General features: G+C 70.7%; 15 protein-coding genes and 1 pseudogene. 2 read left to right on the top strand and 14 right to left on the bottom strand.

What is annotated here, in order from left to right:
* Positions 1–149: 149 nt before the first annotated feature.
* From rpmA to O1G22_RS28025, 13 genes and pseudogenes are all read right to left on the bottom strand, one after another.
* Positions 150–404: a 50S ribosomal protein L27 gene (gene rpmA, locus O1G22_RS28085; RefSeq protein WP_030605064.1), complete on the bottom strand. Its 255-nt coding sequence runs from the start codon at positions 402–404 to the stop codon at positions 150–152.
* A 14-nt stretch (positions 405–418) separates the two neighbouring features.
* Positions 419–739, bottom strand: coding sequence for a 50S ribosomal protein L21 (gene rplU, locus O1G22_RS28080; RefSeq protein ID WP_028422127.1), 321 nt, complete (start codon positions 737–739; stop codon positions 419–421).
* A 463-nt stretch (positions 740–1,202) separates the two neighbouring features.
* On the bottom strand, positions 1,203–5,603 hold the full coding sequence (locus O1G22_RS28075) for an Rne/Rng family ribonuclease (RefSeq protein ID WP_270083864.1): 4,401 nt from the start codon (positions 5,601–5,603) through the stop codon (positions 1,203–1,205).
* Between the two features lie 262 nt (positions 5,604–5,865).
* Entirely contained in the window at positions 5,866–6,651 is a 786-nt protein-coding gene (locus O1G22_RS28070; protein ID WP_225100916.1) for a TIGR03936 family radical SAM-associated protein, read from the bottom strand.
* A gap of 46 nt (positions 6,652–6,697) precedes the next feature.
* Positions 6,698–7,633 carry a hypothetical protein gene (locus tag O1G22_RS28065; RefSeq protein ID WP_270083863.1) on the bottom strand — a complete coding sequence of 312 codons (936 nt, stop codon included), beginning with the start codon at positions 7,631–7,633 and terminating at the stop codon, positions 6,698–6,700.
* 74 nt (positions 7,634–7,707) lie between these two features.
* Positions 7,708–8,235, bottom strand: a complete 528-nt coding sequence (locus tag O1G22_RS28060) for a peptidylprolyl isomerase (RefSeq protein ID WP_270083862.1) — start codon at positions 8,233–8,235, stop codon at positions 7,708–7,710.
* Positions 8,236–8,777: 542 nt separating this feature from the next.
* Entirely contained in the window at positions 8,778–11,324 is a 2,547-nt protein-coding gene (locus O1G22_RS28055) for an amino acid permease (RefSeq protein WP_428986514.1), read from the bottom strand.
* Positions 11,325–11,702: 378 nt separating this feature from the next.
* A complete protein-coding gene (locus O1G22_RS28050) occupies positions 11,703–12,056 on the bottom strand; it encodes a hypothetical protein (RefSeq protein ID WP_270083860.1) in 354 nt (117 codons plus the stop codon).
* 152 nt (positions 12,057–12,208) lie between these two features.
* Positions 12,209–12,538 (bottom strand): annotated as a pseudogene (locus O1G22_RS28045) (RHS repeat domain-containing protein); the annotation flags it as partial.
* Between the two features lie 12 nt (positions 12,539–12,550).
* Positions 12,551–13,066 carry a hypothetical protein gene (locus tag O1G22_RS28040; RefSeq protein WP_270083859.1) on the bottom strand — a complete coding sequence of 172 codons (516 nt, stop codon included), beginning with the start codon at positions 13,064–13,066 and terminating at the stop codon, positions 12,551–12,553.
* A gap of 240 nt (positions 13,067–13,306) precedes the next feature.
* Positions 13,307–14,641 (bottom strand): Dyp-type peroxidase, encoded by a 1,335-nt coding sequence (locus tag O1G22_RS28035; protein WP_270083858.1) that lies wholly within the window; start codon positions 14,639–14,641, stop codon positions 13,307–13,309.
* Positions 14,642–14,672: 31 nt separating this feature from the next.
* The gene (locus O1G22_RS28030) at positions 14,673–15,686 is read right to left on the bottom strand and encodes a hypothetical protein (protein ID WP_270083857.1); all 1,014 of its coding nucleotides are present in this window, start codon (positions 15,684–15,686) and stop codon (positions 14,673–14,675) included.
* Between the two features lie 12 nt (positions 15,687–15,698).
* The gene (locus O1G22_RS28025) at positions 15,699–16,232 is read right to left on the bottom strand and encodes a hypothetical protein (protein WP_270083856.1); all 534 of its coding nucleotides are present in this window, start codon (positions 16,230–16,232) and stop codon (positions 15,699–15,701) included.
* Positions 16,233–16,732: 500 nt separating this feature from the next.
* Here O1G22_RS28025 and O1G22_RS28020 point away from each other — a divergent pair, with 500 nt between their 5' ends.
* Together O1G22_RS28020 and O1G22_RS28015 are read left to right on the top strand one after the other, a co-directional pair.
* On the top strand, positions 16,733–17,179 hold the full coding sequence (locus O1G22_RS28020; RefSeq protein ID WP_270086565.1) for a hypothetical protein: 447 nt from the start codon (positions 16,733–16,735) through the stop codon (positions 17,177–17,179).
* 372 nt (positions 17,180–17,551) lie between these two features.
* On the top strand, positions 17,552–19,402 hold the full coding sequence (locus O1G22_RS28015; RefSeq protein ID WP_270083855.1) for a hypothetical protein: 1,851 nt from the start codon (positions 17,552–17,554) through the stop codon (positions 19,400–19,402).
* Positions 19,403–19,438: 36 nt separating this feature from the next.
* On the opposite strand, the gene O1G22_RS28010 is transcribed toward O1G22_RS28015, so the two are convergent.
* A complete protein-coding gene (locus tag O1G22_RS28010; RefSeq protein ID WP_428986411.1) occupies positions 19,439–21,076 on the bottom strand; it encodes an alpha/beta fold hydrolase in 1,638 nt (545 codons plus the stop codon).
* Between the last annotated feature and the right edge of the window lie 5 nt (positions 21,077–21,081).

Below are 21,081 nucleotides of genomic sequence, written 5' to 3'. Positions count from 1 at the left end.
CCCGGCCGAAGGTCGGGGGGTACGGATGTTTCTCTCTTCAACACGCTTAACACGCGAAAGGCGGACCCGCCTTCCCGACCGGGAAGTGAGGTCCGCCTCGCGAAAGCGTTCGGTGCTGAATCAGCCCTTGATCAGGTCGATCAGGTGGTTCAGGCGACCGGAACGATGTTCACGACCTTGCGGCCACGGTGGGTACCGAACTCCACCGCACCGGCCTGGAGGGCGAACAGCGTGTCGTCGCCGCCACGGCCGACACCGGCGCCGGGGTGGAAGTGGGTGCCGCGCTGGCGGACCAGGATCTCACCCGCGCTGACGACCTGACCGCCGAAGCGCTTCACGCCGAGTCGCTGGGCGTTGGAGTCGCGACCGTTCCGGGTGGACGATGCGCCCTTCTTGTGTGCCATTGCTCAGTCCCTCTTTACTTCGCGGCCGTCGGGATGGACGTGACCTTGATCGCCGTGTACTGCTGACGGTGACCCTGGCGACGGCGGTAGCCGGTCTTGTTCTTGTAGCGCAGAATGTCGATCTTCTGGCCCTTGTGGTGGTCCACGACCTCGGCCTGGACCTTGATGCCGGCCAGCACCCACGGGTCGCTGGTCACGGAGTCGCCGTCGACAACGAGCAGGGTCGAGAGCTCGACCGTGTCGCCAACCTTGGCAGTGGAAATCTTGTCAACCTCAACGATGTCGCCGACAGCAACCTTGTGCTGGCGACCACCGCTGCGCACGATGGCGTACACGCGGATCTCTCTTTCGCTCGTTCAGAACCGGCACCCCCGCAGGCCAGCCGCCCCACAACACAGGGGCGACCTCTCCCGGCCCGCCTTGCGCCCGGGAGGAAGAGGTTTACGGGGATGTGGCGTGCTCAGTGACACGCCGACGGTCAAGGTTACGGGGCCCGGCCGAGGGGGTCAAACCGGGCCCAGCGGGTGTGGGGCCGGTCACGTGGACCCGACCGCACCGGTGTACGGCCGCCGGTCGCAGGGAGCCGGTCCCAGCTGTCCCCACCGGTGTGTCGGCGGTCACGCACGACCGCCTCGGTGTACGGCCGGTCGCACGGAGCCGGTCCCACCGGTGCGATGGCGGTCGCACGGAGCCACCCCCAGCTGTCCCCACCGGTGTGTCGGCGGTCACGCGAAGCCGGTCCCACCGGTTCCCGGCGGTGTGCGGCCGGTCGGGTCGGACCGGCCGCACACCCGGGCGTCAGCCCTCGTCGGCGACGGTGGCGGAGACCGTGGTGGTCTTCTTCGCCGTCGCCTTCGCGGCGGCCGTCTTGACGGTCTTGGCCGCCTTCTTGGCCGTCGTCTTCTTCGCGGCCGTCGTCTTCTTCGCGGCCGTCTTCTTGGCCGCGGTCTTCTTGACGGCGGCCTTCTTCACCGCGGCCTTCTTGGCGGTCTTGCGGGCCGCCTTCTTGGCCGGAGCGGCCTCCTCGGCCGGAGCCTCGGCCGGCGCTTCGGCCGCGGGCGCCTCGGCCGTCTCCTCCGCCGGGGCCGACGGGACGACCACGACGGCCGTCTCCTCGGACGCGGTCGGCGCGGTGGCCTTGCGCACGGCGCGCCGGCGCGGGCGGGCCGGGGCGGCGGCCTCGGCGGGCGCCTCCTCGACCGGCGCCGGCACCGCGGCCTCCGGCTCGGGCTGGGCCACCGGCGCCTCGGCCACGGGCGCGGCCTCGGACACCGTCACCACGGCCGCCTCGGCCCCCGCCGGGGAGCCGGCCGGCGCCGACGCCTTGCGGGTCGCACGACGGCGCGTACGGCCCTTGGGCGCGGCCTCCTCGACGGCCTCGGTCTCGGCCGACGCCGCCAGGACGGCCTGGGCCTCGACGGCCGACGGCTCGGCGACGGGCACCTCGGCGACCGTCTCCACGGCCGTGACCTCCGGGGCGACCGGCGCCACGGTGGTCTCCTCCGCCGGCGCCTCGGCAACCGGCTCGGCGACAGCCTCGGTCTTCTCAGCCCGCTCGGCCCGCGCGGTCCTCTCGGCCCGGGGAGCCCGCTCCGCCTTCGGCGCGCCCGCCGGAGCCGACGCCCGGCGGCTCGCCCGGCGCCGCGTACGGCCACGGGTGGCCGCCGCCTCCGCCTCGGCGACGCTGCTGTACAGCTCCTCGTCGGGGGCGAAGTCGGGCGCGGGCAGCGCGACCGGCACGGCGGCCGCCGCGGCCACCTCGGCAACGGTCTCCACCTCGGGCTCGACGGCCTCACCGGTCTCCACGGCCACGACGGCGGCCTCGTGCACATGCTCGGCGGCGTGCTCGTGCACGTCACCGGCCTTGCCACGCTTCTTGCGCTTGCCGCCACCGCCGACGGCGGCGCTCGGCTGCTCCATGTGCACGATGACACCGCGGCCGTTGCAGTGGACACAGGTCTCGGAGAAGGACTCCAGCAGACCCTGGCCCACCCGCTTGCGGGTCATCTGGACCAGGCCCAGCGAGGTGACCTCGGCCACCTGATGCTTCGTACGGTCCCGGCCCAGGCACTCCAGCAGGCGCCGCAGCACCAGGTCGCGGTTGGACTCCAGGACCATGTCGATGAAGTCGATGACGACGATGCCGCCCAGGTCGCGCAGCCGCAGCTGACGCACGATCTCCTCGGCCGCCTCCAGGTTGTTCCTGGTCACGGTCTCTTCGAGGTTGCCGCCCTGACCGGTGAACTTGCCGGTGTTGACGTCGATCACGACCATGGCCTCGGTCTTGTCGATCACCAGCGAACCACCGCTCGGCAGCCAGACCTTGCGGTCCAGCGCCTTGGCGAGCTGCTCGTCGATCCGGTACGTGGCGAAGACGTCGACCTCGGAGGTCCACCTCGACAGCCGGTCGGCGAGGTCCGGCGCGACGTGCGAGACGTACCCGTGGATGGTCTGCCAGGCGTCGTCACCGCTGACGATGACCTTGGAGAAGTCCTCGTTGAAGATGTCACGCACGACCCGGACGGTCATGTCCGGCTCGCCGTACAGCAGCGTCGGCGCGTTGCCGTTCTTGGCCTTCTTCTGGATGTCCTCCCACTGCGCCTGCAGCCGCTCGACGTCCCGGCGCAGCTCCTCCTCGCTCGCGCCCTCGGCGGCGGTGCGCACGATGACGCCCGCGTCCTCGGGGACGATCTTCTTGAGGATGGTCTTCAGCCGGGCCCGCTCGGTGTCGGGCAGCTTGCGGCTGATGCCGGTCATGGAGCCCTCGGGGACGTACACGAGGTAGCGGCCCGGGAGGGAGACCTGGCTGGTCAGCCGCGCGCCCTTGTGCCCGATCGGGTCCTTGGTCACCTGGACGAGCACGGACTGCCCGGACTTGAGGGCGGACTCGATGCGCCGCGGCCCATTGGCCATGCCCAGCGCCTCGAAGTTGACCTCACCGGCGTAGAGCACGGCGTTGCGGCCCTTGCCGATGTCGATGAAGGCGGCCTCCATCGACGGCAGCACGTTCTGGACCTTGCCCAGGTAGACGTTGCCGACGTACGAGGTCGACTGCTCCTTGTTGACGTAGTGCTCGACGAGCACCCCGTCCTCCAGGACGCCGATCTGCGTGCGCTCGCCGTACTGGCGCACGACCATCACGCGCTCGACGGCCTCACGGCGGGCCAGGAACTCGGCCTCGGTGATGATCGGCACACGTCGGCGGCCCTGCTCGCGGCCTTCGCGACGGCGCTGCTTCTTGGCCTCCAGACGCGTCGAGCCCTTGATGGACTGCACCTCGTCGGACGGCTCGCTGGGCTTGCGCGGCTCGCGGACCTTGACGACCGTACGCTCCGGATCGCCCTCGCCGGGCTCGGTGTCGAGGGCGGTGTCACCGGCGCGACGACGGCGGCGACGGCGCCGGCGGCTGCTGGAGCTGGAGCCGACGGCCTCGTCGCCACCCGCCTCCTCGGCGTCCTCTTCCTCCTGCTCGGCGGTGTCCTCGGCGTCCTGCGCGGCCTGTTCGGCGGCCAGTTCGTCGGCCTCGCCCTCGATGCCTTCGCCCTCGGCGGCCTCACCGCGACGGCGGCGCCGGCCGCCCCTGCGGCGCCGGCGACGGGAGCCGGACTCCTCGAAGCCCTCGGCGCCCTCGGTCTCGTCGGCCTCCTCGCCCTCGGCGAGGTCCTCGACGGACTCGGCGGCCTCCTCGGCTTCCTCCGTCTCCTCCTCCACGGCGGCGGTCTCGACGGCCTGCGGCTCCTCGGCACCGCCCCGGCGGCGCCGACGGCGGCGCGAGCCGGTCTCGGCACGCTCCTCCGCGTACTCCTCCGTCTCCTCCGCCCCGGCGGCCTCGGCAGCAGCCTCGGCGGCGGCGCGCTGCGGGGTCTGGAACCTCGGCTCGGTGAACACCGGCGCCTGGAAGACGGCGACGGCGGGCCGGGCGGGCCGGCGCGGCGCCTCGGCCTCAACGGCCTCGGGCTCTTCGGCCTGAGCGGCCCGCGGGGGCTCGGAGAACCCGGACGCGGCACGCACCACCCGGCGCCGGGCACGACGCGGAGCGGCCTCCTCGGCGGGGGCCGCAGTGGTCTCGGTCCGCGGCTCCTGGGCAGCGGTGGCGGGCTCGGTGGTGTGCGTGGTGACGGGAACCTCCGGGGTGTGCGCCTGGGCGGCGACCGGTTCGGCGGCGACCGGGGCTTCCGCTGCGGCGGACTCGACGGGCGCGGACACCCGGCGGACGGCCCGGCGGCGAGTACGACGCGGAGCGGCCTCCTCGGCGGCACCGCTCACCTCGGCGGCAGCGGCGGCCTCGGCCGCGGGGGCTTCAGCCGCGGGGGCTTCGGCGGCGGCAGGAGCCTCCGCGGGAGCGGACTCGACAGTCTGGGGCGCACCGGCGGGCGCGGATGCGCGGCGGGTCGCACGACGGCGCGTACGCGCGGCGGGAGCGGCTTCTTCGGCAGCGGGCGTCTCGACGACGGGCTGCTCCTCGGCCGTACCGGACACGGCGGTGGCCTGGACCACGGGCTCGGCGGCCTCGGCGGCCGTGGGAGCACCGGCGGGCGCGGACGCGCGACGCGCGACACGGCGACGCGGACGAGCCGCGGGCGCGGCTTCGGCTTCGGCGACGGGCTCGGCTTCAGCGGTCCCCTCGGCCGCTACGGCCGGGGAAGCCTCTTCGGTGGCGGTGGCAGCCGGCGCGGAAACGGTGCGGGTGGCCCGGCGGCGGACGCGGCGCGGCGCGGCCTCCTCGCCGACGACGACCTCGCCGCCCTCGGCCGCGGCGGCGGGCTGCTCGGTCTCGGCGACGGCGGGCGCGGCCGGAACGGCGGTCTCGACAGCCGGTGCGGCGGTCTCGACAGCGGGAACGGCGGTCTCGACGGCAGCAGGCGCTCCCGCCGGGGCGGACGCCCGACGCGTGGCGCGGCGGCGCGGACGGCCGGCGGCCGGAGCCGGCTCGGCGGCAGGCGCCTGAGCAGCGACCTCAGCGGTCTCGGTGACCTCCGCGCCCTCGACGGCCTCTTCGCCGGTCTCGGCGACAAGGGTCTCGTCGGCCTCGGCGTCCTCTTCCGCCGGTATGGCCGGAAGGGTCACCTCGGCGGGTGCCTCGGCCGCAGCGGGCGGGCCCGCCGGGCGGGAGGCGGCACGGCGACGCCTGCGCGGCGGCAGGGTGTCGCTGGGAGTGTTCAGTTCGGAACCCACTACGGGTTCGGTCGGTTCGAGCATGCGGGCGTTTCTCCCGTCAGGCTCCCGGGCGCCGCGCCTGGTCCGGCGACGGCCTCGAAGGGCCGTCCGCCGTTGACGTCCGCGGCCCGCGCGATGCGCGATGGCCGCCGTCCGGGGCGCGGGCGCCGCACGGGAGCACTCTGTGTCCTGTCTCGCCGGTTCCGTACGCCTTGTCGGTACGGCCTGGCGAAAGTCTTCTGGTCGGTGCGCTGCCCGACCCAGGTGGCTCCCGAGTACGAGGGCGGCGCTACGACGTCCGTCCTTACGCGGAACCTTCCGGCGTCGGCGCCGTCGCGGCGGCAGCCGGTGCGGCCATGAGGGCCCCGGTTGCCTCGCGGTCGGGCGCGAGCGGGTCGGTCACCGTGCCGGTCTCTTCATCGAGCAGCCCCTGCGCCAGCCTGGTCACCGCTGCGGGGACCGGCGGCGCCAGGTCGGCCACGGCGCGGAGACCGGACAGGACGTCGTCGGGTCGTACGGCAGGCGTCACGTGCCGAACAACCAGCCGCAGTATCGCACAGGGCTGGTCGCTCGGCCTATCAGCCTGCGAACTGTGTGTTTCTGTTGTTTCCAGGCTCACCACGGCCGGGCGGGCATCGAAGGTGCGCACACCGTTCTTGGTCATGCGCTGCACCTCGACGGTCTCGGCCCCGTTGAAGGCCTCGACCGCGCGCCCGGCGTCGGCGGGGTCCACGCCGTCCAGCCGCAGCTCCCATACGGAGGCCGTCAGCCGGTCGGCGAGGCCCGAGGTCCGCGCCTCGACCGCGTCGACGATGTCGAGCCCGGTGGGCAGCGACTCGTCGAGCAGAACCCTCAGCTTCTCCGGATCCCGCGCCTGGGTGAGCGCGATCTCCAGATACTCCGCCTCACTGCCCGTGCCGGTGGGTGCGGCATTGGCATACGACACCTTCGGGTGCGGCGTGAACCCGGCCGAGTACGCCATGGGCACCTCGGCGCGGCGCAGCGCACGCTCGAAGGCGCGCTGGAAGTCTCGGTGGCTGGTGAACCTCAGGCGGCCGCGCTTGGTGTAGCGCAGTCGGATGCGCTGCACCGCGGGTGCGGGCGGCGGGCCTTCGGGCTGTCGCTTGCCCAGTGTCCTAGTCCTTCGTGAGAGCGGTCGTACTGCTACCAAGAGTACGTGCAGCGGGCTCCTGAGGTTCCCGCCGGTCCACCGCGACCGGTTGCCGGGGTTCGCCGAACAGCATCCGCCGTACGTCGGCCCGGGCCTGCCGGACCACGTCCCGGGCGCTGGTCAACGCGCCGCGGACGGCCCGTCCCACCGCACGCGCGCCCTGCGCGGCGGGCCGCAGGACGACATCGCGGACGACGTGCCCGACGGGCGTGAGAATGCTCCGGTACACCCAGCGCACGGGCTCCACGAAGATCCACCGGAAGGAGGTCGCGAGCACCCGCCCGACCGCCCGCGAGATCCGCCCGGCGATCCGCCACGCATGCCCGAGTGCCTCCCCCACTTCCCGCGCGACGACGGCGAGCACCCGCCCGACAGGCGTGAGCACCCAGCGCCACAGCGCGAGGGCGGGCAGTACGAACAGCACGCGCACCACCCAGTACAGGGCGAGGCCGATGCCGGTGGCGAGGGGTGCGAGGACGCGGGTGTACAGCCACCGCGCGGGCACGACGAACAGATACCTGCCCAGCCAGGCGAGGGCGCGCCCGACGGGGGTGAGCACGTAGCGGTAGAGCCATTGGGCCGGTACGACGACGAGTACGCGCGCGAGCCGGCCGATCACCGTGCCGCCAGGCACGAGCACATACCGCCAGAGAGCCACGACGGGCCGGACGAACAGGACCCGCCCGGCCCACGCCAGGACCCGTCCGGCCCACGCCAGGGCCCGCCCGAGCGGTCGCAGGAGGGCGTCCAGCAGAAACCGTCCGGCGACGACGAGCACGTCCCACACCATCCGCACCGGCACGACCAGCACGAGTACGACGATCCGCACCGGGACACGGATCGCGACGACAAGACACCCTTCGGGCTGCCGGGGCTGGGGCGACGGCTTCTGCGGTTCCATACCTGTCAGGACGCCCCCCGCCCCGGCTGCGGATTCCGCTCCCGGGTTGCGATGGCGTCACGGCGGCTCAGCGCTCAGCGGGTCTCGATGACCACCGAATCGATGCGGACGTCGTTCACAGGCCGGTCCGTTCGCGGGTTGGTCGGCGTCCCCACGATGGCGTCGACGACCTTCTTGCTGTTGTCGTCGGCCACCTCCCCGAAGATGGTGTGCTTGCCGGTGAGCCAGGTGGTCGGGCCCACGGTGATGAAGAACTGGGACCCGTTCGTCCCCGGCCCGGCGTTGGCCATGGCCAGCAGGTAGGGCTTGGTGAAGGCCAGGTCGGGATGGAATTCGTCGGCGAACGTGTACCCCGGCCCGCCCGTGCCGTTGCCCAGCGGGTCACCGCCCTGGATCATGAAGCCGCTGATGACCCGGTGGAAGACCGTGCCGTCGTACAGCGGGTCTGTGGTCTTCTGGCCCGTCTCGGGATGGACCCACTCCCGCTCGCCCTTCGCCAGTTCGACGAAGTTCTTCACCGTCTTCGGCGCATGGTCCGGGAGGAGCCGGATCACGATGTCACCCTGACTGGTCTTCAGCGTCGCGTACAGCTGCTCTGCCACGTCTTGCCCTCTCTGCCTGGTCGTCACATGATCGTGACACGAGCCCGTGTGCCGTATCCGCAGTTGACGGCACGCACGACGGCATTACCGCCGAACGAGTGACTGGTGCTCCGGGGCCGGATCATGACGGGGCGTCAGGGACGGCTGGGGGTGAGTTCGGGGTGATCCCTGATGGCTGGGGAGCCGGGGTGCCGGATTCTCGTGGGTATGACCTTCGAGCCGATTTCCGCCCGCCCTACGACCGCCTCCCGGGCACCCGGGCGACGCCGCCGGGCATGGGCCGTGCTGACGTCCGCCGCTGCCACAGCCGTGCTCGTCGGTGCGGCAGCGCCGGCGCCGGCCACGCCTGCCCCGCATCCGGCGTCCGCACGCCGGTCCGACGTCCCCCCGCAGCCCGAGCTGAACGCCCCGCCGCCTGACGTACTCCTTCAACCCCATCACCGGTGGAGGCAACGACATAGCCCTGGTCAACCAGATCCTCACCGCGGCCTACGCCCCGCCCCAGGTGAACCGGCAGCGGTTCCGCTGCATCAACCGGCCCGTCAGGCGCCGCCGCTCTGCTGCACGTCCTGCTCGGTCCAGATTGTCTTGCCGGCGTGGGTGTAGCGCGTACCCCAGCGATGGGTCATCTGGGCGATGATGAACAAACCCCGTCCTCCCTCCTCATCGCTGGCGGCGTACCGCAGATTGGGCGAGGTGTGGCCGGTGTCGGAGACCTCGCAGATCAGGCTCCGGTCGCGGATCAGGCGTACCTGGATCGGGCCGCCGACGTAGCGAATGGCGTTGGTGACCAGTTCGCTGACGATGAGCTCCGTGGTGAACGCCAGATCGTCCAGCCCCCAGTCACCGAGCTGCTTGCCGGCGGCGGTGCGGATGGCGGCCACCGCCGCCGGGTCCGGGACGACCGCCCACTCGGCGAACCGGTTCCGGTCGAGCAGCCGCGTGCGGACCAGGAGCAGTGTCGCGTCCACGTCCACCGCCCCGGGCAGCAGGGTGGTCACCGCCCTGTCGCACAGCGCCTCCAAAGACGCCCGGTCGCCGGCCAGGACGCGGGACAGCTGCGCGAGCCCGGCGTCACGGTCGTCGGCCGACTGGAGAAGGCCGGCCGTGAAGAGGACGAGGAGACTGCCCGGCGCGAGGTCCAGGTCCATGCTCTGGTAGGGCAGGCCGCCGATTCCCAGGGGCGGCCCGACGGGCAGCTCCGGATAGTCGACGACACCCGTGTGCGCCTGGACGACCGCCAGCACGGGCTCCCCGGCCCGCGCGAGGCTGCACTTCCCCGAGACGGGGTCGTACACCGCGTACAGGCAGCTCACGCCGAGGGCCGCGTCGGCGCGCGGCTTCCGATGGCCCGGGCCTCGGCCGGCTGCTCCGGCCTCGTGCGTCTGCTCCACCAGGTCGGCCAGGCGGGACAGCAGCTCGTCCGGGCTCAGATCCAGTCGGGCCAGCACGCGCACACCCGTACACAGGCGTCCCATGGTGGCCGCGGCACGCATGCCGTGACCGAGCACGTCCCCGACGACGAGGCCGACCCGGGTTCCCGACAGGGGAATGACGTCGTACCAGTCGCCGCCCACCCCGGACCCGCTGTCGGCGGGCAGGTAGCGGCTCGCCGAGTCGACGGCGGCGTGCTGCGGCAGGTGGCGCGGAAGCAGGCTCCGCTGGAGTTTGAGGGCCACGGTGTGGCCACGGGTGACCAGTGGCATCAGCAGGAGACCGATCAGCAGGGCGCCCAGGCCCAGGACGGTGACCCCGCCCGTCCTGCCGATCAGCGGGAGGTCGACGGCGGTCGTGCCGTACTCGGGGTTCGCATAGACGACGAAGGCGGCGTAGAGGAACAGCAAGGCCATGATCAGCCCGCCGAGCCCCGGCAGTACGCCCTTGAAAACCAGGTCCTTGGCGCTGCGGGTGAGGATCTTGCGGTGGTACCAGAGGCAGGCGAAGCCGGTCACTGCGTACTGGAACGCGATCGCGAGACCGACCGAGTCGATCGAGTCGGCCAGGATGTTCCGGCTGTACGACGCCAGCAGGACGAACACGGCGACCGAGACCGCTCCCATGCCGATCGTGCCCCAGGTCGGAGTGAGAAACCTGCGGTGGACCCGGGCGAACCGGGAGGGGAGCGCCTTGTGGACCGCCATGGAGAAGACGGTCCTGGCGAGGGGCAGGATGGTGGTCTCGGCGGAGGCCAGCGCGGAGGTCAGCACCATCAGGATCAGCAGTCTCGACAGGAGCAACCCGGTGTTGTCGCTCCCGAACACGGCCTCGCCCAGCCCGGAGAGCACATCGTCCGAGTTGTGCGCGTTGCCGAGCCCGATACCCGAGGTGCCGACGCCGGCGAACGCCTGTGCAGAAGTGGACACCAGCCCGTAGATGACCAGGAGCAGCACGGTGGACGTGACCGCGGCACGCCCGGGGATGCGCGTACTGTCGACAGTTTCCTCGTTGACCGAGAACGCGGTGTCCCAGCCCCAGTAGATGAAGACCCCTGCGAGGATGCCCGAGGTCAGGGCCCGTGCCGAGGGCACCTCGAACGGGTTGAACCAGGAGGCGGAAACATGGATCGCCGTCGGGGGCGGGTCGGTGTAGACCCTGACCAGCGCCGCGACGGCGAAGAGGATCAGCATCACCGCTTCCAGGCAGAGCAGCCAGCGCTGGACGGTCACCGAGAACTCGATGCCGACGTAACAGATCGCGGTCAGCACGGCGATCCAGACGATGCCCGCCATGGTCGTCCACAGCCGGTTCTCCGCCAGTCCGTCCAGGCCCACCAGCCGGAAGCCGTAGGCAGCGGCGATCTGGGCGAGGTTCGCCATGACGACGATGTCGGCGACGATGAGGCCCCAGCCGCCCATCCAGCCGACGCGCGGTCCGAAGGCGCGTGTGGCCCAGGTGAAGGTGGTCCCGCAGTCGGCGTTGCTCGCGTTCAACTCCCGGAAGGCGTACGCGACCAGGAGCATCGGGATGAACGCCAGCATGGTGACGATCGGGGCCTGCAGTCCGACCCCCGCCACGATGACGCCCAGCGTGGCGGCCATGCTGTACGCCGGGCCTGCGGAGGCGAGGCCCATGGCCACCGAGGAGAACATGCCCAGGGCGTCGCTCTTGAGCCCCTTCCGGCCGGCCCCCGTCCCGGGAGCGGGGCGGTCGGCGGGCACGGCGCCGCCAAAGTGCCTCACACTTGATTGCAACGCCGGGCACTTGCCTCCGCAACAGCGCGGGGGCGGCAGCGCCGTCGCCGGACAGCGCGGAGGGCGGGCGCCGGCGCCACGGGCAACCGACGCTCGGCCCCCTCGACGCGTGCGGCGCCGGCCGTGCACAGCAGCCACAGCAGCTCAAGGGACCCGAAGAAGAGCGCCGCCGACAGGACGTGACGTACCCGCTGCGCGTACGCCTCGGAGGAACCCTCGGCGACATCGACGGTGAAGACCACCAGACCGGCGGGGCCGACTCGGCTGCCGCCCGGATCAGCTCCGACCCGGCTCGGCCGACACCCCGTCCCAGGTGAACCGGTAGCGGTTCCGCTCCCGGTCGAACGTGACACCGATGTCGACGCCGCCGACGCCGTAGTTCTGCTGCAGGCACTCGATGACAGCCGCGGCGGCGACTTCCTCCTGGTAGTCCGTGAGCATGGGTACGTCCCAGTCGTCCACCCGTACCAGCAGGGCGTCGGCTCCGCCGCTCAGGGTGTCGAGTTGCCCGGCCACCAGTCCGAGGCCGAACGCCATCCACTTCTCGTCCGCCGGCATGATCCCCTGCGGAGGCAGCCACCAGACGCCTGAGCCGTCGATTCTGCGCGCCTCATGCGGGGGATCGTCCACGGGCCGGACGTCAAGGGTGACGCGGGCGACGAGCCCCCACGGACCGCTACACCTCTCGTACATGTACCTGACTGCCACGAGTGGGCCTTTCCTGTCACCCTGTCGACGAGTTCGCGCGGCGCGCCGACCAGGTTGGGGACGATCGCGCAGGCGAAATCCACGCGTTCGACGACAGTGTCGCCGTCGGCGGCGAGGCGGAGCTTCGCGCTACGACGGTCGAGCGGGTCGTAGACGGCCGAGCGGGTCGTAGGTGTAGCGCCGGCGGGCGCCGTCCGGAGTGGTCACCTGGACGAGCCGGGCCTCCGCGTCCCACACGTAGCGCCAGGTCCCCGGCTTGCGCGACAGCCGCGTCTTCTGGCGCAGGGTAATCCGCCCCAGGGCGTCGTGCTCGTAGCGGACGTTCCCGGCGCGGGTGATCCGGGGCCGGTGTGGACGCGCTCGCCGGTGGCCTCCTGTCCGGGGTGCGGGGCGGGCCAGGAGGCCGGGTGGCGCTGTCACCCTTCGCCGTGGTCGCTGATCACCCGGAAGCTGCCCACGACACCGTCGTCACCGAAGACGGCCCACTGGCCGAACATGCCCTCGTGGCCGAATGCGCCCTCGTGGCCGGTACGGGTCACAGTGCCGTAGGTGTCGCCGTGGGGGCCCACGGTGGTGACCGGAGCACCGTTGTCGCAGGTGTAGCCCCGGAAGACCTCGACGGTCTTGCGGCTGTCGTTGAACACACTGAAGCTGCTGGAGCCGGTCGCAGTGATGCAGCCATCGCCGGAGGCGGAGTACGTACGTTCGTTGAAGTAGATCTTTCCGTCTGGCTCATGGCCGTAGTCGCGTCCACCACCTTCGCGGCCCTCGTTCTTCTCTCCGCCTGCGCTCCTGCCGCCCACGGGAGCCGCGGGAGCCGCGGGAGGAGCGGCTCGGTGCACCGGCCGGGCCGCGTGGTGGGGAGCAGGGGACGCGGGAGTGGATCCGAGGGCCGAGGCGTAGGTGATGCCGGCGGCCACCAGGACGGTCACGCCTACTCCCGTGCCGACCACAGCAAAGGTACGCGGAGACATGTTGCTTCTCTCTGTCGCACGGACGTCGGCCGGGCGACCGACCTGCGATGAACGTACCGACAGCCCCGATCACCGGCATTTCGGGCAAGTCTCTGGTGTGACGGCTCGCGTCCGAACGGGTAACGGGCAGCGCCCAGGAACGTGACGTTGAGAGCACCGACGCCTTCGGACGGGACCGCGTCGCGCGTTGCCGTCCTGTCAGTCGTGAAGGTCGCCGAGCCAGCGCAGCGCGCTCAGGCTCGGCAGGAAGCAGTATTCGCCGCCCCGGGTGACGACGAACTGCGGCAGTGCCGCAAGGCGCCGTCGCAGCGGCCGGCGCGGAATGGTGAAGCCAGTGACACCGTCCTGGGACCCGGTGACGGGGTCCTTGGCGCTGCCCGCACCGAAGAAGACGCTGTCGTTCATCCACTCCGACTGGACGAACTCGAACTGCCGGCCCAGGTGCGCGCCGATGAAAGCGAACATCAGTCCGCGGTCGGCACCGTCGTCCTCCATGACGCCGTCGGGCAGGGGCGGGCCGTAGACGGCACCCCGTCTGATCATGCGGTGCAGCCGCACCTCTCCGGCCACCGAGGCGTCACGGGGGTTGGCGCGGCGGATATGACAGCCGCCGGGTGTGGTGAAGCCCGCCGGGTCGTCACGCTCGTACAGGAACGTGTTACGGCGGTGCGGGTCGGCCCCGAGCCGGGGATCGTCCGACTGCGGCGCCAGCGCCAAGGGGGCTCCGCTGCGCCAGCGCCCCATGATCTTGGCGGCGATCAGTTCCTCGTCCGCGGGGTCGGTGGCGTTGTCCTTCAGGTAACGCCGGAATTCGGCGACCTTCTGGTGCAGTTTGCGGAAGACGGCGTAGCTGCCGTTGCGCCCCAGTACGGGTGGCTGCGGTGTCCGGGTGCCGCCGAGCTCGTCCGGGTAGCCGAGGACGAACTCGCCTGCCTTCAGGGGGATTTCCAGTTGGTTGGATCCGGCGATACCGCTGCCTTCGACGGCGGGATGGCTGACACCGTCCAGGTAGCCGAAGTGCTCTTTCTCGGTGGGCAGGGCGTAACAGTCCTGCCGCCAGATCGCTGTCACGCCCGGGAGGCGGTCGTAGGCCGGGCGCGCCCGGTCGACAGCCTCCTGCAGGTGCAGCGGGTCGGGCGCGACCGCTGCGATCACCACGTGGACGTCGGGGCTGCCCAGCGGTGTCTCCCAGTTCTCCGGCGCGCTCGCGCCCTCATCGCCCAGGGCTGTGGCGCGGGCAGCCATCCCCTGGCGGAACTCCCACGCGAAGGTGTCCAGAGACGAATCCGGCACGCCGAGTGCCGCCAGGCCGGAACAGGTCACCGCGACACTGACCCAGGTCTCCCCCAGCGGGCTGACCGGGTCCGTCACGGACGTCACCGCCGCGGCCGACCTGCGCATCAACTCCCGTCCCTGGGCCCGGTCGTCGATGCGGAAGGCGAGGTAGGCCGCGGCGTAGGGAGTCGGTCTGGGGCTGAGCACCCCGCGCTGAATGTCGTCCAGTTCCAGCTCGACGTCCGCGGCCTCGCTCATGGCCGGCCTCCCTCAGGTGCTCCTCGCGGTATTACTTCGAGACGAGGTTGCGCCAGAAATTCCGCAGGCTGTCGTCGCCGCCGAACAAGGTGCTGAAGATCGTCGAGTCCGCCAGCAGCACGTCGGCCGCCCGGTCACCGCTCGGAGGCATCCACAGGAACATGTTGAACTCGGTGTTGCCCGCTTCGGTGAAGGGATGCGGCCGGGAGGTGTCTATCGGCTGCCTGGCCAGCACGTGGACGGCGTCCGGCTCGTCGCTCGTGACGTCGTAGTGCGGCAGATGCATATGGAAGTTGAAGGTACTCACCCCGTCCAGCCAGCCCTTGGCGTCCAGGTCCCTGGCCGTGGACAGGGGAGCGATCTGGTTGCCCTCACGCGTCGCGGGGCGCAGGCCGTAGCGGTTCATGACCGGCACGTCCAGGCCCTTCATCACGTCCCTGACGTACGTGGCGAACCGCTGCTGCCGGGGGACCAGCGGATCCCCGTGGTGGCGGTACTCCATCTCCCGTACGGACAGATCGTCCGACGCTCCCACATCGTGGTGCGGCCCCAGGACGAGACGGGCGTCCTCCCGGGCGATGAAGGCCCGCAGGGCCTCGATCTCTCCCGGCTGAGCCTCCTGACCGGTGACCATGTGGTCCAGCCCGAACACGAACAGGACGTCCGTGTCGGCCAGCACCCGTTCATCGAGGGGCGTGTAGAAGCCCGCCTGATCGACGCGCTGGTACACCGGGACGGGATGCCCGGTCACCTCCTCGACGAACTCCTGGAACGGCACCCAGGCACGGAAGAACAGCTCCAGAGAGCCCGCGATGCCCTGCAGGAACCGACCGGGATCCGACCACTGCGGATCTTCGTAGGCCGGCCACGCCACCCGCCTGACCTCGGTCATCGTGGAGAAGCGGTTGTCCAGCCCGGCGACGTCCCGGCCCGCCTCGGCCGGATAGCTCCACGAGACGTAGATACTCACCCGGCGCCGGCCGGGGGTGTACTCCCGCGGGACGTGGTTCTGGTTGTACGTCCGCGCCGTCCTGACCTCGCTCATCTCAGCAAGCCCTCACTGAAGCTGGTCGAGCATGTCCGACAGGGCGCTCTTGATCCGCAGAGCCTTCTTGATCTCGTCTGCCGACACGTACGGATACTCTCCGTACTCGATGAAGCTCGGACACTGATGCTCGCGCACGAACCTGACGAACGCCTCGGGGTTGGTCCGCCAGTCCTCGGGGAACCCTTCGAGGTTCTCGAAGACCGTGGTCACCCCCGCCTTCCTGAACAGTGCGATGGCGTCCTCGGTGTACTTGTCGAAATCGGTGTCGAAGATCCCCTGATACATGAACCGCGTGTCGTCGTCGAAGAGCACCCAGCGCAGGTAGTGCAGCTTCAGCGGCGCGAGCAGATACGGATCTTGCTCCAGCGCCTTGGCCAGCGTGTAGCCGTACTCGCGTACCGCGTCGGCTCGGCCCGGCTTGACGTTCGCGATCACCGTGAACCCGTAGCACGCCGGGGTCTTCGGGAAGACGGGCCCGTACTTCCCTTGTTCGAGATGCCCGGTCTCCTTGGGGATGACGGCTGCCTGCGGCTTGATCTCCATGCCTGTTCCTCCCGCCAGCCCGTGGTCGGAACCCGCTCATATCGTCCCACGCAGCCTCTGAATGTTCCTGGTGAGCGGCACGCTGTCGAACACCGATGGGCCCCGCTCCCAACCGGGGAGGAGGCCCAACCGTCGTGCCCGAGCCGCGAACTGACCCTCGGACCCACTCCACCTCGGAGACGATCTGCGAGCCGCCGCCTCCAGGGCCGGGCAGCGGCGTCCGAGAGCTGCCAGCGGTGGTGCGCTGTGCCGAAAGGGTTCAGCATGAAGAGGGCAGCGATATCACAAGCCACACGGTGATCACCGGTATCACCAGCCACACGGTGTTCATGCGGTGGGACTGGTCATCGTCACGATTCAGAGCGCCTTCCCCGCCGCTGCCTGAGCTGGTTCCCTGGTTGGGCGCTTTCCGAGCAGACGTTCACTGAGTGTGCCTGGCGGGCCGGTTGTGTGCAGACCAGTCCACGACCACAAGGGTTGCGGGGCCGAGGAAGATCGTGATGACGACAGAAGCTGAGCTGCTCAAGACCGACGATCAGAAGCTTGAGGAACTGTTTCGCAGGAGTCCGGCCGGAGAGATCCCGAAAGGCCCGATGGAAGGCCGGGCGATCTTCCCCGGTGCAGGGCCCGAAGGGGCGTGGCTGCTCGCCGGCCTGGTGCATCTGTTCGGGTGGCGCGGCAAGGTTTTCAGCCCGGACGGCTACCTCAGCAACCGGCTCACACCGATGGACATCCTCTCCATCGTCGCCATGGTCGCTCCCGGCCCGAGCCTCCTGGACGACCAGGAGTGCATCGTCATCGACTACTCCAACACGTCCCTGGTGTTCGGGGGCGTGCGCGATGAGATCCGCCAGGTCGGCCCGCACCTGTACTTGGGTCTGATCTGGCTGTCCGGCCGCAAGGTCGGATGGTTCACGCTGCGTGACCCGAACAACGCCGAAACATAGGGCGGATGACGCCGACACCCCGACACCCCGACACCCCGACGCCCCGACGCCCCGACGCCCTGGTCACGATCACACAGAGCGCGCGCCCCGCCCTCTACGGCACGGCGCCCTGCGAACGCTCAGCAAGACCCGTCGGCGCGTCAGACGTCCGGCCTGTGGGCGGAGGTTCTGCACCGTGCCGCATGACGAAAGGCCCCGATCTTGCTTCCCCTCACCATTCGCCTCCGCAGAGCAACACGGCGATTCTCGTGCGGCGTTGGAAGGACGGAGTTCTCGCGGCACCGCTCAGGCATCGCCCTCGCGGCATCGGGCACCTTGGCCCTGGCTCTGACGGGACTTCCCTCAGCCACGCCCCCCAGCACACCGGCCCCGTTGCACGGAACAGTCACCAGCGCGGGAAAGCCGCTGCCCCACGCCACCATCACCCTCTTCGCCGGTGACCGGCAAGGCGTCCGGACGCTGGGGCACGCCACGACCGACGCCAACGGAGCCTTCCAGATCCGGCCCGGCCGGGGCACGGCTTCCGTGCTGTACGTCGAAGCCGCACCCCAGGGCGACAGGTCGTTGCGTCTGCGCTCCGTCGTGGGATTCGGCCCCGGAGGCGGCGTCGCCCAGCACTCCGAATCCGCGGTCACGGTGAACGAGTTCACCACCGTCGCCGCCACGTACGCACTGGCCCAGTTCACCGACCAGCATGGCGTGAGCGGGCCGAGCCCCGGCCTGGAGAATGCCGCGGCCACGTCCTACAACCTCGCCGACCCGGCAACGGGCAAGCCCGGCAAGGTCGTCACCGACCAGAACAACGGCAGCAAGAACGACACCCTGGCCACCCTGGGCACCCTGGCGAACCTTGTCTCGCTCTGCGCACCGGGAGCGGACACCGGGCGATGTCACGACATGCTGCACCTGGCAACTCCGCAGCGCGGCAGCGCTCCCGGTGACACGGCGGGGGCGGTGCTCAACCTCGCCCGTAACCCGAGGCTGGCCACCAGCAAGCTGTACGCCCTCGCCGGAGCTGCGCACACCTACAGCCCTGCGCTCACCGCGGCCCCGGCGGCCTGGGTTCTGGCGCTGCACTACACCGCTCCGAAGGTCTACGCCCCCGGCCGGATCGCCGTCGACGCCAAGGGCAACATCTGGGCCGCCGACAACTGGCTGCCCGGGACGCGAAACCCCAGCCCCTATGTCACCGTGCAGGACCCCGTGGGCAACCCGATTTTCAACAGCCCCATCAGCGGTGGCGGCATGAAGGCGGGCGCCTGGGGCCTCGCCATCGACCATCAGGGCTCCGTCTGGGTGCCCAGCTACGCCGGCGACGCCATGGCGAAATACTCGCCGTCCGGGAAACCGCTGTCACCCAGCACGGGATTCAAGAACGGCGACCTGAACCACCCCCAGGGCACTGCGGTCGACCAGAAGGGCAACATCTGGATCGCCAATTTCTACGGCCTCAAGGGCAACCCCGGCAAGGGAAGCGTGATCGTCTACCCCCACGGTGACCCCGCCAAGGCGATCACCATCACCGGTGGCGGACTCGACCACCCGTTCGCCCTCCAGATCGACGGCTACGGCCGGGCCTGGGTCTCCAACGCCCGCTTCAACGGGGCGAAACTCCTGGACACGCGCGTACCCAAGGGGCACGCGGGCGGAAGCGTCACCGTCATCGGTCCCGACTTCAAACCGACCTCGTTCTCCCCCATCAAAGACGCCTCACTCGACTGGCCACTCGGACTCGCCGTCGACTCCAAGAACAACGTGTGGGTGCCCAGCTTCGTCAGCAACTCGGTCACCGAACTCGGGCCCGACGGCACGGTCACAGGCGTACACAAACTGCCCACGGCCATCGCACCCTGGTCCATAGCCATCGACGGATCCGACCGCGTATGGGTCGCCGGCTTCGGCGCCCCCTCCGTCTCCGTCCTGTGCGGAGTGAACACCGGCGCCTGCCCGGCCGGTTCCTCCACCGGCTCCGTGCTGTCACCGCCCGACGGCTTCCGGAGCCCATCCATCCAGCACCTCACCGCCGTCCAGCTCGACCAGTCCGGCAACGTCTGGCTGGCCAACAACTGGTCCAAACTCGCCCCACCCACCGGCGGCAACGGCCTGGTCGAACTCATCGGCGTCGCCACACCCGTCTGCACGCCCCTGAACCCCCTACCGGCCCGCCCGACAGCCACCGGCACAACCGCCTGCCCAACCCAGACCAGCGTCCAGTCCAGATGACCATGGCCCACGCGTATCGCCATCGAGTGCCAAAAGTCAGGAACGTCCCGTAACTCGGCCGGGTTGAACCCTCCACGCCGCCAGGCCCATGGACTCACGCGCCGGGGCGATCTCGAACTTCGGGGGCTTGAGGTCCTTGAGGCAGCCGGTGTTCGGGGACGTCGGGGTGTCGAAGAAGGAGAGGGCGATGGACTGGGCGCACTTCGACTTGGCGAAGACCACGTGGGGTTCGTATGGGACCGTGACGACGGTGGCCCGGGGCAGGGTGCGAGCCACGTACGGGCCGTTGTCGGCGCCGGTCTGGGAGTCGAAGCCACCCGACAGGGCGAGGGTGGGAATGTCGCTCCGTGTGACGTCCCGTACCGGGCGTGGGGCAGCGGGAACGCGCCAGGCTTCGCAGTCCGACCGGAGAAAGGTGAGCTGCGGGGCCTGGGCCAGGACCGAGCGGGGGAACGTCGGGAACGTTGCCTGGCCGCCCCGCGCGGCTTCCGCCTCGGTCTCGTACGGCACCCACTGGCTGCAGAAGACGCCGTAGGCGAGACCGTGGGAGATCCGGCCGAAGATCTGCGGGTTGATCCTGCCGCTCGCCCACTGTTCGGCGATCCGCTGCGGTTTGCCGTGGGCCAGCTCGTCGATGGAACGGGGGACGCTGGGGGCCACGTGGGTGGCGGACGTCATCCAGTTGACCAGCGCTCCGCCGTCCAGTACCACCTTGACCGGTTTGGGGCTGCCGGGGGGCGTGACGGTGGTGGTGACCGGCTTGGATTCCAGGTCGCGGACCAGGCGATCGAAAGTGGCGGACAGGTTCGGGTAGCGGCGGTTGCAGGCGGGCTGCTCCGCGCAGGCCTTGAACAGGCCGTCGAAGCCCTGCTTGGCACTGCTCCAGGCCAGTGCCGATCCAGCCCGGGACGGTGGCAGGATGCCGTCGATGCCGACCGAGCGGATTCCCTCCGGGTGATCGCGCATGTAGACGAGAGCCAGGTGGGTGCCGTAGGAGATGCCGTAGACGTTCCAGTGCGGGATGTTCAGCGTCCGGCGCAGGTCGGCGTAGTCGGCCGCGCTCTCGATGTCGTTGTAGGCGGCGAGATCGACGCCGCGGTCGGCCAGTCGGTCGCGGCAGCTACGGGTCGCCGCGACGTGTCGGCGCTCGGTGGTCCGGGCGTCGTAGACGAGGCCGACGACACGTGCGTTGAACTCGTCGATGGTGCGGCACGTGAGGACCGGGTCGGCCGAGTACGTTCCCCGCTGGGACATGAAGATCACATCCCGGTCGCGGTTCAGACCGCCGTCGATGGCCATCTTGGCCTCGCCCACGGCGTCGTCGCCGGGTCCGCCGGCGAGCCACACGATCGGGTCGCGCTTCGGGTTTCCGACCGCCGCCGGGACGATCGCGACCCCCAGGGTGATCCTCCGGCTGTTCGCCTTGGCACGGTTCTCAGGCACGCTGAGCGTTCCGCACCGGGCCCCTTTCAACACGGCTGTCGGCTCCGGCGTCTTCGGGCAGGGACCCGGCTCGAAGCGGGCGTCGCCCACAGTGCGGGCGACCGTGCCGCTCGCTCCGCCGGGCGTCTCCTCTTGCGGGCTCGCCGGCGCCGCCAGTAGACCGGTGACAAGGATCCCGGTCGCCGCTGCGACCGACCTGGTACGCAACCGTCGCACGTGTGGCCCTGCCATCTGTC

The sequence above is a fragment of the Streptomyces camelliae genome, from assembly GCF_027625935.1.
GTDB lineage: Bacteria > Actinomycetota > Actinomycetes > Streptomycetales > Streptomycetaceae > Streptomyces > Streptomyces camelliae.
This window is presented reverse-complemented; position numbering and strand designations above follow the sequence as displayed.